At 63.0% G+C, this 13738-nt stretch carries 3 protein-coding genes; all 3 read left to right on the forward strand.

Going from position 1 to position 13738, the window contains the following annotated elements:
• The first annotated feature begins 185 nt into the window (after window positions 1–185).
• The 3 genes from LDN90_RS06795 to LDN90_RS06805 all read left to right on the forward strand — a co-directional run bounded on the left by LDN90_RS06795 (window position 186) and on the right by LDN90_RS06805 (window position 13716).
• On the forward strand, window positions 186–6356 hold the full coding sequence (locus tag LDN90_RS06795; RefSeq protein ID WP_223948458.1) for an Ig-like domain-containing protein: 6171 nt from the start codon (window positions 186–188) through the stop codon (window positions 6354–6356).
• A gap of 244 nt (window positions 6357–6600) precedes the next feature.
• Complete coding sequence (locus LDN90_RS06800) at window positions 6601–12690, forward strand: Ig-like domain-containing protein (RefSeq protein WP_223948459.1); 6090 nt, start codon at window positions 6601–6603, stop codon at window positions 12688–12690.
• A 54-nt stretch (window positions 12691–12744) separates the two neighbouring features.
• Window positions 12745–13716, forward strand: a complete 972-nt coding sequence (locus tag LDN90_RS06805; protein WP_216925406.1) for a MoxR family ATPase — start codon at window positions 12745–12747, stop codon at window positions 13714–13716.
• The last annotated feature ends 22 nt before the right edge of the window (window positions 13717–13738 follow it).

Below are 13738 nucleotides of genomic sequence, written 5' to 3' on the forward strand. Positions count from 1 at the left end.
ACCTCGATCTCCTCGGCGCCCTGTGAGAGAGGGATGGGGAAAGCGGTGGGGATGTGAGAGAGGGATGGGGCTGAGGCCACCCGTCACATCTGCGCAAATCGATGGACAAAACGGGTAGTCTTGGGGTTGGTTCGTGCTCGTATGGCGACAGGGTTTGCCCGTCGCCGCATAGTGGGGGAATGTGAATGGCTCTGCCTGATGTGTCCGGCAAGGGCCGTTCCACAACACGTTCCACAACGCGTTCCAAAAAACCGGGCAGTTCCAACAGGCGCCCATTCAGCCGGCCAAAGGGTCTGAGCACGGCAGCGTTCCTCGCCGCCGCAGCTGTGGTTGTCACCAGCGCCATCCTTTATCCAGGCTTCAAAACCACTGACGTAGACCTCAACGACGGCGGCGTTTGGGTGGTCAGTAAATCCAAGAACGCGGCAGGCCGGCTCAACTACCCGTCGAAGTCGTTGGACGGTGCGGTCACCCCGGCCAGCACTGACTTCGAGATTCTCCAGCAGGCCAGCGACATTTTCATCGACGACGCCAGCGGAGCCAGCATTAACCCGGTCAGTGCTGCGAACATGCGCCTCGGTGGAGACCAGAAGCTGCCTGGCGCGGCGGAAGTCAGCTTCGGCACCAAGGTATTGGCGGTCACAGATCCCTCCAAGGGCAAAGTCTGGGCTGTCTCGCCAACGTCCATCGGGGGCTTCAGCGATGAATCCCAGCCCCTGCTTGAGCAGTCCGCGGGTATCGCCTCGGTGGTGGGTGTGGACGACACCATCCACACTTTGGATCCGAAAGCAGGGAAGCTCACTGCCACGAAGGTAGACGCCGATGGCAACGCAACCGAATCGCATGTGCGGACCGATGACACCATGAAGGCCGACGGCGAAATCCAGCTTGCCGCGGTGGGCGACCAGGCGATCGTCCTCAACCAGGCCACGGGCGACATTGTCTTGCCCGGCGGAAACAAGGTGCACTTGGACGACGCCAGGGACGCCAAGCTGCAGCAGAGCGGTCCAGCAGCTGACTTCGTAGCCATTGCTACGCCCAAGGCCCTCCTTCTGCAGCCCTTGGATGGCGGAACAGCCAAAACGATCGGGGCCGACGGCCAGGGAACTCCCGCAGCACCCGTCCACTTGGGCTCCTGCACTTACGCTGCCTGGTCCGGGGCCAACAAATACGTCCGGGAATGCAGCAATGAAGCGGACAACCGTCGCGCCGACGTCCCCAAGGCGAGTGCATCGCCGTCGTACGTTTTCCGGGTCAACCGTGATCTTGTGGTGCTGAACGACGTAAACTCCGGAAACGTCTGGATGGTCAACCAGAACATGCAGCTGGTGAATAACTGGGATGACGTCATTCCGCCGCAGCAGACCTCGGACGACGCCGACAAGGACTCTGCGGACGAAGTCCAGCAGACGGTTCTCCCGGACCGCAGCAAACCCAACACGCCACCTATCGCCAAGCCGGACTCGTACGGTGTCCGGGCAGGAAAGACCACCATCCTTCCGGTCCTGGACAACGATGCCGATGCGGACGGCGACGTCCTGACGGTCGGAGTGGGGGAGCCGCTGAAGTCAGGAGCGTTGTCAGCCGTCTACGGTGGCACCGGCTTCCAGATTGCCGTGCCGGCCGGCGCTTCCGGTTCGGAAACATTCAAGTATTCGGTGGACGATGGCCGCGGTGGGTCGGGAGCTGCTGATGTAGACCTGCGAATCGTCCCTCCTGAGGAAAACAGGGCGCCCCGGCCCAAGCCGAACCGCAACAACGCGCTGGTTGTTCAGTCGGGCAAGATCGCCAGCCAGTTTGTCCTCACTGATTGGACGGACCCCGACGGCGACGACATCTTCGCCGTTGCTGCTTCCAGCAGCGACCCCGCTGACCAGGTCCGGGTCAGGCCGGACGGCCTGCTCACCTTCCAGGACTCGGGTGCGGGGCCTGGCCGAAAGACCCTCAACGTCAAAGTCTCGGATGGCACTCTCACCACGGAGGGCCAGATCAGCGTGGATGTGCGCGCTCCGGGAGCCTTGCCACCCATCGCGAATGCGGACCACGTGGTCGCTGTGGCGGGCCAGGACACGGTGATCGCCCCATTGAAGAACGACACGGACCCCCAAGGCGGCGCGCTTCGGCTTGCCCAGGCGCAGCCCGACGGCCAATCGACGGCGTTGGTCGGGCCGGACCAGCAAACGTTCACCTTCAATTCCGGTGCGGTCGGACCCCATTACGTCACGTATATGGTGACCAACGGACCGGCGAGTGCCCAGCAGTTGGTGCGCATCGACGTCGTCTCCGGAAACAGCGACGGCGCGCCGGTAGCCGTGCGCGATATCGCCCTCCTGCCCAGCGGCGGGAGCACAGTGGTTGACGTCCTCGGCAACGACTCGGATCCCGCAGGCGGCGTCCTGGTAGTGCAGTCGGTAACGGCGGCTGATGGGTTGCCGGTGAGTGTGGCCGTCCTTGACCACTCGGTGGTCAAGATCAGCGACATCCGGGCGGAAGGGCAACTGTCCCTGAAATACACGATTTCCAATGGCAAAGCTTCGGCGACGGGTGACATCTCGGTCCAGGTGGTTCCGGCGCCCACTAAGCTGCAGGCTCCGCAGGCGAAGCCCGACGAAGTGACGGTCCGGGCGGGTGACATCGTAACGATCCCCGTCCTGGAGAACGACACGGATCCCAACGGTGGCGAACTCGACCTGGACCCTGCCCTGGCCCAGCGGCCGGACGAAGCAGACGGCCGCATGTTCGTGGCCGGAAACACGCTCCGCTTTATCGCGGGGGACGAGCCCAAGACGGTCTATGCGATTTACAAGGTCAGCAACGCCTCCGGCCAAACGGACTCCCAGCAGGTCACCATCCGAATTCGTGCCCGGGACGATGCCACGAATAGCCGACCGGAGCCGCGGAACCTCACGGCCCGCGTTGTGGCGGGCATGACCGTGAAGATCCCTGTTGCGCTGGACGGCATCGACTCCGACGGCGACTCTGTCCAGCTCATCGGGATCGACAAAGCCCCGACGATGGGGACAGCTATCCTGCGGGACGGATACCTGGAGTTCACGGCCGGCGGCAAGTCTTCCGGAACGGACACTTTCAGCTACCGCGTGAAGGACCGAATCGGGGCAGAAAACACTGGCACGGTGATCGTGGGCATTGCCCCGGCTGACGTGGATAACCAGAAGCCGATCGCCGTTGACGACGCCATTGACGTCCGCCCCGGACGCGGGGTTGCAGTGAATGCGCTCAAGAACGATTCAGATCCCGACGGCGATCCCATCGGCTTGGCGTCCGCGTTCGAAGCGAATCCTGGGCTGCAGGTAGAAGCAGTTGCGGGGAAGGTAGTTCTCACGGCGCCCGGTGTGGCCGGAAACGAAAGCATCAGTTACCAGATCCAGGATGACAAGAAGGCAGAAGCCAGCGCTGTTATCCGGGTTCAAACAAGCCCGACGGCGGACCTGCACCTGCCGCTGGCACAGGACGATCACGTCACCCTGGCCGAGACACTTGGGAAGACCGCTGTAGACGTACCCGTCCTGAAGAACGATTCCGACCCCGATGGCATAGCCGAAGACCTGAAGATCTCCCTTCCTGACGGAAACCCGAACGCCCGCGTGGGTACCGCTGGAAATGTGGTGGTGACGTTGGCCCCGCAGGATCAGCTGATTCCCTATACCGTCACCGATATCGACGGCCAGACGGCAACCGCGGTGATGTGGGTTCCCGGCCAAGGCCTTCAGTACCCGATCCTCGCCAAGACCGACGTCGTGGAAGTCACCGCCGGGGATGAGCTCACGTTGGCCCTCCAGGAATACGTCAAGGTAAGGGAAGGCCGGACGCCACGCATCACCGTGGCGGACAAGATCCAGGTCCTGGGCGGAGATCCCTTGAACGTGATCGCGGGCGACGGGACGGCGCTGCGGTATGCCGCCGGATCAGATTATGTGGGTCCAGGTTCCGTGACCTTCGAAGTGACGGACGGCAATGGACCGGACGACGCCGAGGGGCTTAAGTCCACCCTCACCATCATGACGCGGGTACTCCCGGATCCGAATGCCAACCACGCCCCTACCTTCAGCGGCGCTGCGATCGATGCTCCCAAGGGCGACGCCACAGAGCTTGACCTCGCCAATCTCGCCAAGGATGTGGACGCACAGGACCAAGGCAAATTGAAGTTCGAACTCGACGGCCAACAGCCGGGCGGATTCGACGCGCGGATTGACGGCACCGTCCTCAAAGTCACCCCGGGCCCGTCCAGCAACCCCGGGGCCCGTGGTACCTTTCCACTCAAGGTCACCGACGGCCGGTCCGAGCCTGTCAGGGCTGCTGTGACAGTGACGGTGGTTTCCTCAAACCGTCCACTCCCGGCAGCCAATGATGATGTGGTGGATAAGGCCGACGCCGGGCGGTCGGAGACCATCAACGTGCTGGGGAACGATTTCAACCCCTTCAATGAATCACCACTGACCATCGTGGGAGCGGTGGTGGAAACAGGTTCCAGCTCCGGTCAGCCCGCCATCTCCGGCGACTCGATCACGGTAACGCCCGCGGACGGGTTCAAGGGCGTGTTGGTGGTCCGCTACACGGTGAAGGATAAGACCGGGGACCCCAGCCGGCAGGCCATTGGACGCGTACGAATCACGGTCCGCGACAAGCCAGACGCCCCATCTGCCCCGGTGGCGACCGACGTCCGGAGCCGCACGGCCGTGCTCAAGTGGGCGCCGCCGTCGGACAATGGCGCAGCCATCACCAAATACACGGTCAAGGCAGCCGGGTTCCAGCAGGAGTGCCCCACCACCACATGCACGCTCTCCGGCCTGACCAACAACGTCAAGTACGTCTTCACGGTCTTTGCTACCAACGAGGTGGGCGATTCTGCCGCCTCCGTCCCATCCAACGAGATCCGCCCGGACGAGAAGCCCTCGCCACCGGATGCGCCGTCGGTCAAGGCTGGGGACAAGAACCTGGCCATCACCTGGACCCCAGCGAAGACCGAGGGGTCACCGGTGAAGCATTACAACCTGGAGATCTCACCGCCACCAGCCAGCGGCATTGCGGTCAAGAACGAGGTCACCGGGCTGAGCTACACGTGGCCGGGCCTGACCAACGGCGTGAAGTACAAAGTCCGCGCGCAGGCTGTCAACGAACTCGGCCCTTCCGACTGGAGCCTGTACTCCGTGGAAGACCACCCAGCCGGGCTGCCCGGCGCCCCGGCGGCGCCCAGCACCGCCGTCGTATCTTCTGTTGGCACGCAGAACCAGCTCCGCGCCGATTGGTCTGAACCGGACATCAACGGCGATCCCATCAAGAACTACTACGTCACGATGAGTGGTGGTGGCGGAGCAGCGCAGTCACAAACCGTACCCGGCAACGTGCGCAGTGCCACCTTCACCGCCAGCAACTCCGAGGCCGGTTACACGTTCACCGTGCAGGCCGAGAATAAAGCGGGCAAGGGCGGAGTCAGTGCCGCGTCAGCACCGCGCCGCGCCACGGGCAAGCTCGGAACCGTAGGAAATGTCAGCGCCACACCCGCCAACACAGGGGGCGCAGGCACCCAGCTCACCATCAACTTCAACCCGCTGACTGCTGCGCAACGCAACGGCTCAAGCGCGAATGAAGTCAGCTACACCTATACGGCGAGTACCGGCCAGTCAGGGGCTATCCAGCCGGGCCAGACCGTGGGCGGCTTCGCCAACGGCCAGGCAAGCAGCGTCACCATCACCGCACATTCCTCGGTGGCGCCCAGCTCGGATGCGAGTGCCCCTGCAACGGCTACGCCCTATGGATCTCCGGGCACGCCTTCTGCATCTGGAACCAACGGTGAGCTGAACAACCAGTCCGTAACGCTTAGCTGGGCCTCGCCCCCGCCGTCCAGCAACGACGTCAAGACCACAAAGATCAGGATCGACAACGGTGCCTGGGAAACGGTTGCGGCTTCCGGAAGCAGGACGATCAATACCGGCGGCTGGGAGCAAACCCGCACCATTTATGTCCAGACGTTCAATTCCCTGGGGACGCCAGGGCCGCAAGTCAGCGCAAGTGCCACATCGGGCCGGCAGGGCGTCTGGGAGGGCGTTCTGAACACCTCGGTGGTTCAGCGTTCCTGCACCTACACGTTGGGCGGAGACAACTACCGGCCAACGCCCTACTTTGACTGCGATGGCGTGAATGCCAACCTGCCGCCGTGGGAATACCCCGGGCAGAAGATGGTGGTGAAGTGCTACATCGTCCAAGGCGACCAGTCCGACCAAATGTTCACCTGGTGGAGGATCGAAGACGGTTCGGACAGGAACGTGGGCCGCTACATCATCTCCTTCCACACCACGGTGGGTGAGCCTGGCCGGGTAGGCGCGCCGCAATGCTAGCCGCCGTCCACGCGAGGGGAGTTCTCCCCATCGCCGCGTCCCCGGGGAAGGCCATAGGCTGTCAAAGCCAATGGAGAGTCCAATCTCGGGTTCCCTTGGCTCCTCGTCCGGTGCGTGGGATAGTCTTAGGGACTGAAAATTCCGCCGCCGTATGGGGGTACTGCGGAATGCAAGGCTGCTGGCACATGCCGGTTGGTCTGGACGCCGCCTGGGGGCGGCTGTACAACAAGGGAATTTTGGGGCTGTGACATCTTTCTTCGGCAAGCTGGGGCTGAAAAAGCGTCGAAACAGGAAACTCGTATCTGCCACTGCTGTGACTGCGGCCGGCGCCTTGCTGGTAGCGGGCGCAGTCCTCTATCCGGGGTTCAAGACGGCCGAGGTCGATCTAAACGACGGCGGCGTGTGGGTTGTGAGCAAGACCAAGAACGCCGTGGGACGGTTGAATTATCCCTCCCGGGTTCTTGATGGAGCCGTGACACCGGCAACCACCACCTTCGATGTCCTGCAGCATGACGGCAATGTTTTTGTGGACGATGAGTCCGGCTCCACCATCAACCAGGTCTCTGCGGCGAACCTGAAGTTGGGTGGCGACAAGCAACTGCCCTCGTCCTCGCAGGTCAGCTACGGTTCCAGCGTCCTCTCGGTCACGGACCCCGCCCGTGGAAAGGTGTGGGCACTTTCGCCGTCCACCGTGAACGGCTTCGATGAAGAATCCACCGAACCAGTCCTCACGGGCTTGCAGAACATGGTGTCAGCCGTCGGACAGGACAACCGCATTTACACGGCGGACCCGGGCAAGGGCGAAATCACCATCACCACCGTGGACGCCAATGGCGAACGGGCTGCCTCGGAAGTAACCAAGGTGGACGAGCTCAAGGGCGCCGGCGATCTGCAGATTGCGGTTGTGGGCGACAAGCCGGTAGTGCTGGATGCCGCATCCGGAAACCTCTTCCTCCCCGGTGGCCGCAAGCTCCAGCTACAGGACGCCCGGGAAGCCAAGCTCCAGCAGAGCAGCGAAGACAGCGGATATGTAGCCATCGCTACGCGCAAAGCCCTCCTGAAGCAGCCTTTGGACGGGTCCACGGCAGCCACGGTCAACGTGGACGGAGAGGGAGTTCCCGCCGCGCCCGTGCAGGTCAGCAAATGTGTTCACGCAGCGTGGGCCGGGGCCAATAAGTATGTCCGCGATTGCGATAACGACGCAGACGATAAGAAAAACGATGTCCCCAAGGCCAGCGCATCGCCCAGCTACGTCTTCCGCGTGAACCGGGACCTCGTAGTCCTCAACGACATCAACTCCGGCAGCGTCTGGCTGGTCAACCAGAACATGCAACTCGTGAACAACTGGGACGATGTTGTCCCGCCAAAGAATCAATCCGATGACCAAGACCAGGAATCCGCAGACAACAACACCATCAACGTCCTACCGGACCGTACCAAGCCGAACCGCCCGCCGGAGACCAAACCCGATGAGTTCGGCGTACGTCCCGGCCGTACTTCCGTCCTGAGCGTCCTGGACAACGATTCAGATCCCGACGGCGATGTGCTCACCGCCTCGGTTGGCGCCAACGGCCCCAAATCGGGTGCGCTGGAGAACATTTACGGGGGCTCAGCTTTCCAGATCAAGGTCCCTCCCACCGCGAAGCCCGGCACGGAGGTCTTCGACTACAACGCCGCGGACGGCCGTGGCCTGTCCGCCGGTGGCAAGGTGACGCTGCACGTCGTGGCACCGGAAGAGAACAAGCCTCCACTGTTCAAGCGTGCCGAGCCCACTACGATGCTCGTGGAGCAGGGCAAATCCGTTAGCCAAAACATCCTTACCGACTGGATGGATCCCGACGGCGACGACCTCGTCCTGCTGGACGCCAAGGCTGACAATGACCAAGACCAGGTCAAGGTCCGCCGGGACGGGTTGCTCACGTACCAGGATTCCGGCGCAGCGCCGGGGAAAAAGAACGTCACCATCACCGTCTGGGACGGCCGCGCCACCACCACGGGCAAGGTGGTGGTGAACGTGCAGCCGCCGGGAGCCCTCGCACCGGTGGTCAACGCGGACCACGTCACAGCAGTGGTGGGCCAGGACCTGGTCATTTCCCCGTTGAAGAATGACGTCGACCCCAACGGCGGCGCCTTGCGCGTGGCCCATGTTGAGGCTGCCGGCCCGGCAGAGCTGGGCCCGGTCACCGACGGCGGAACCTTCACGTTCCGCAGCAACACCCCGGGCCCTGTGTATTTGAGCTACATCGCCAGCAACGGACCACAAAGCAGCCAGGGCTTGATTCGCGTGGACGTGGAGTCCGGCAAGGACGCCGGAGCGCCGGTTGCCGTCCACGACGTCGCCTTGCTGCCTGTGGGTGGAAGCGTGTTGGTTGATCCGTTGGCCAACGACTCCGATCCTTCCGGCGGAGTCCTCGTCCTCCAGTCGGTTACGGTGCCCGATGGCTCCTCGGCATCGGTCAGTGTGATCGACCACAGCGTCCTTCGCGTCACTGACGTCCTCGGAGCCAAGGAACCTTTTGTGTTCAGCTATACCATGTCCAACGGCCGCGCCTCGGCCACCGGAACCGTGGGCGTCGTCCCGGTGCCGGCCCCCGCCGTCGTCGAGGCTCCCCAGCCAAAACCCGACGAAGTGAACGTACGCGTCAACGACGTCGTCACCATTCCTGTCCTGGACAACGACACACATCCGCAGGGTGAAAAGCTCTCTGTTGATCCGGTGTTGGCCCAGCCCATTGCCGAAGGAGACGGCAAGGCGTTCGTTTCCGAAGACACGCTCCGCTTTATCGCAGGTCCTGTTCCCAAGACCGTGCGCGCCATCTACAACGCCGTGGATCCACAGGGGCAGAAAAGCGCCGCTGCAGTGACCATCCATATCCTCCCGTTGGAAGGCGCCCAGAATTCGCGGCCACAGCCCAAGAACCTGACGGCGCGGGTGGTGGCTGGCGGCAGCGTCCGCATTCCGGTTCCGTTGGATGGCATTGACCCCGACGGCGACTCGGTTCAGCTCACCGGCATTGACAGCACACCCAGCATGGGAACCGCGACGGCGGGTAGCAACTTCATCGATTTCGTCGGCGCAGGCGACGGTGCGGGTACCGATACGTTCCGGTACAAAGTGATTGACCGCCAAGGAGCAGTTAACACGGGAACTGTCACAGTCGGGGTGGCGCCGCGTGGTGAAGACAACCAGAAGCCGGCACCGGTGGATGACGAAGTCAAGGTCAGGCCAGGCCGGCAGATCGCGGTGGATGCCACTGCCAACGACACTGATCCGGATGGTGATCTGATCCGGATCGTGGCCGATGGCATCGAAGCTGACCCCGGCTTGGACGCCCATGTGAGCAAGACCAGTGGCCGCATCCTTATTACTGCGCCTGCTGCCGAAGGCACGGTGAACGTCCGCTATTCTGTCGCCGACGACCGCGACGCAGTGGGCCAGGCCAGCATCCGGGTGATCGTCAAGAACGATATCCCCCTGCAGGCGCCCATTGCCCGCGACGACCGCGTGACGTCGGCCCAGACTCTCGGGAAGACGGCCGTGGACGTGCCCGTCCTGAAGAACGACGAAGACCCCGATGGTGTGGGGGAGAACCTCAAGATCAGTACTGGGTTGGAGACGGCACGGCCCGGTTCTGAGGGCAACGTCATCGTTGACCTCACGGAGCAGCCGCAACTGGTGCCCTACACCGTGGAGGACGTGGACGGACAGAAGTCCACGGCCATCATCTGGGTGCCGGGCATCGGGCAGCAGGTTCCCACATTGGCAAAGGATGAGGTGGTGGAGCTGGTATCGGGCCAGTCCGTCACCGTAAATTTGGCCGACTGGGTCAAGGTCCGTGATGGACGTTCCCCCCGCCTCACCCAGGCGGACCGCATCAAGCTCATCGGGGCTGACGGCAGCGATCCTATTGCCAACGGTGGCACTGCAATCAAGTACACCGCAGGCGCGGAATACGTGGGCCCGGGATCCATCAGCTTTGAAGTCACGGATGGAACCGGTCCTGATGATCCCAACGGCTTGAAGTCCACGCTCAGCATCCGCACCAAGGTGCTTCCGGATCCCAATAAGAACAATCCGCCCACGCTGCTAGGCAGCCAGGTTGAGGTTCCCAAGGGCGACTCGGCGAGCCTGGACCTGGAGAAGCTGACCTCGGATCCCGATGCCGACGACGTCCAGAACATGGGCTACGAGCTGGTGGGCGCGGCGCCAGGCGGTTTCCGGGTGAACATCGACGGCAAGACACTCAAGGTGTCCGCTGACGATTCGGTGCAGATCGGCCAGAGCGGCACAGTCCAGGTGAAAGCCAAGGACCGCCGCGGACTGGAAGCCCTCGCTACCTACAAGCTCTCCCTGTCGGCATCCAACCGGCCCAAACCTGTGGCCAATGATGATGTGGAACCCGATGCCCAATCGGGCAAACCGGTCACAGTGAATGCGCTGGCCAACGATTCGAACCCGTTCCCCGATACGCCGCTGAAGATCGTCTCGGCCGTGACTGAAACTGGCCAGGGTACGGCGGATTCCAGTGGTGGAAACGTGACAGTGACGCCCGCAACGGGCTTCACCGGAACAATGGTTGTGGCATACACAGTGCAGGACAAGACCGGGGAGCTCTCGCGGTACGCCACGGCACGCATCCGGCTCACGGTGAAGGACAAGCCGGCTGCTCCCACGACCCCGCTTGCGCAGAGTGTCGGCGACCAGACAGCCTTGCTGACCTGGAATGCCCCTGCCGACCGTGGTTCGCCCATCACCAAATACACGGTGTACGGCGAAGGCGGCTTCAAACAGGACTGCCCAGCCAACACCTGCACGCTGACGGGTCTGACCAACAACGCGAAGTACCACTTCGCAGTGACGGCCACCAATGCCATCAATGAGTCCGATCGCTCGCCGGTGTCCGCGGAGGTTCGACCCGACGTCAAACCGGACACCCCCGTGGCACCGACGCTCAAGTTCGGGGACAAGCAGTTGTCCGTAGCCTGGGTCCCGCCAGCCAGTAAGGGCTCGCCCGTCAAGTCCTACGATCTTGAGATCTCCCCGGCTCCTGCGGGCCAGAATCCCCAGATCCAGAACCTCACCGGTGCAAGCTACGTCTGGAAAGGCCTGACGAACGGCGTTGCCTACAAGGTCCGTGTCCTGGCAAGAAACGACGCCAAAGAACCCTCGGAATGGAGTCCTTACTCCGCCGCGGAAACTCCGGCTGGGGTCCCGGCAACACCGGCTGCTCCTTCGGTGTCCGGCGCAGGATCGGTTGGCAGCCAGAGCCAGCTGAAGGTCAGCTGGGTAGCACCCAACAATAATGGCGACCCCGTGTCTGCCTACACGCTGACCACCTACCGGGGTGGCGCCGTCGTGGGTTCCCAGTCTGTAGCCGCGACATCGCAGAATGTCACCGTGGCAAACGCTGAAGCTGACTACACCTTTACGGTTTCGGCTACCAACAAGGCCGGTGTCAGCGGAGTCAGCCAGCAGTCGGCTGCTATTCGTGCTGCGGGCAAACCCGGCACGGTAGGAAGCGGTTCGGTCACCGCAACCGGCACCAGTGGACAGCTCCGGGTGGCATTTACGCCGCTGACCGCCGCGGAACGCAATGGTTCGCAGGACAACGAAATCACCTACCGCTGGCAGACCGCCTACGGTTCGGGTCCGATTGGCCGTGGCGGCGGAGACATCGGCGGCCAGCCAAACGGCACCAACGTGGTGGTCAACATCATTGCCACTTCAGTGAAGAACGGCATGTCCGGTGATGCCAAGGCAATCGGCACGGGGAACCCCTATGGGCCTCCGAACGCGCCGAACGTCAACGGTGGAAAGTCCGCCAAGGGCGATGGCCAGGTGCACTGGACGTGGAACAACCCATCCATGAACGGCCGGCCCCTGGATCACTACGAGGTCAGCCTGGACGGTGGCGGCTGGAACGGCGTGGGTAAGGCCACGAGCTTTGATGCCTCCGGTGGTGGATGGAACAACACACGCAACCTGAAGGTCAGGGCAGTGACTGTTGTGGCCGGACCGGCCGGCAGCGCCAACTCCACCAGCGGCGACGACCCCACCCCACCGCCGCCAGCGTCACAGATCCAGGTGGACGCCAGCAGTGTCCGCACCTGCCCGGGCAAGCCCGGTCTGCCGGACTCCTACACTCCGGGCAGCCCTGCCAGTTGCGGCGTCGGCTGGGTGGAGCGCTCCTGGGGCAAGATCACCATCAATTGCACCAAAGACATCTACGGCAACGGCACCCCTTGGTACCGGCTACAGGGCACTGCCAAGGACGGCTGGTTCGTCAAGTCCACCACGGTGGATCTCTACGGACCCCGGCCAGGCGGTTGCTGAATTGCCCACCACACATCATCCCAACCCGTCATACCCAGATAAGGACTGAACCCAATGACCATGACAAACGAGCAGGCCGCGTGGTTTGCAGAAACGTTCGAGAAGCTCGTTGCCAACGTGGGCCAGGCCGTTCTGGGCAAGGACCACGTGATCCGGCTCACCTTCACGGCGATGCTGGCTGAAGGCCACGTCCTGTTTGAAGATGCGCCGGGTACTGGCAAGACCTCCCTTGCCCGTGCCTTGGCCGCGACAGTCCAGGGTTCCCACAACCGCATCCAGTTCACTCCGGACCTCCTGCCTTCGGACGTCACGGGTGTGACCATCTATGACCAGAAGACCCAGAAGTTCGAGTTCCACAAGGGCCCGGTCTTCAACAACATTGTCCTGGCCGATGAGATCAACCGTGCCTCGCCGAAGACCCAGTCGGCGTTGCTGGAGGTCATGGAAGAATCGCGCGTCACCGTGGATGGCACCACGTACGAGGCAGGCCGTCCGTTCATGGTCCTGGCTACGCAGAACCCGATTGAACAGGCCGGTACCTATCGCCTGCCTGAGGCGCAGCTGGACCGATTCCTGATCAAAACGTCCATCGGCTACCCGGACCACGCCTCCACTGTAAGGCTCCTGGGAGGGGCCAACTTGAAGGACCGTTCCAAGGACCTCACTGCCATCATCACCACCCAGGCCGTGGCTGACATGGCGGACCTCGCCGCCACCACCCACGTGGACACTGCAGTGCTGGAATACATTTCACGGCTCTGCGAAGAGACGCGCAACGCTTCCGAGACCCGCCTTGGCGTCTCGGTCCGTGGTGCCTTGGCCATGGTTCGCGCCGCGAAAGTTTGGGCAGCCGGACAGGGACGCAACTTTGTCCTTCCGGATGACATCAAGGAACTTGCCCCCGTGGTCTGGACGCACCGTTTGGTGATGGATCCCGAGGCCGAATTCTCCGGCGCGACGCCGGAGGTCGTGCTCACGCGTGTCCTGGCCGACGTCGCCGCCCCGCAGCAACGCGCGAGCGCATAGGGCTGTGCGAACGCTTAACAAA

It is taken from the genome of Arthrobacter sp. NtRootA1 (genome assembly GCF_019976975.1).
Taxonomy (GTDB): Bacteria; Actinomycetota; Actinomycetes; order Actinomycetales; family Micrococcaceae; genus Arthrobacter; species Arthrobacter aromaticivorans.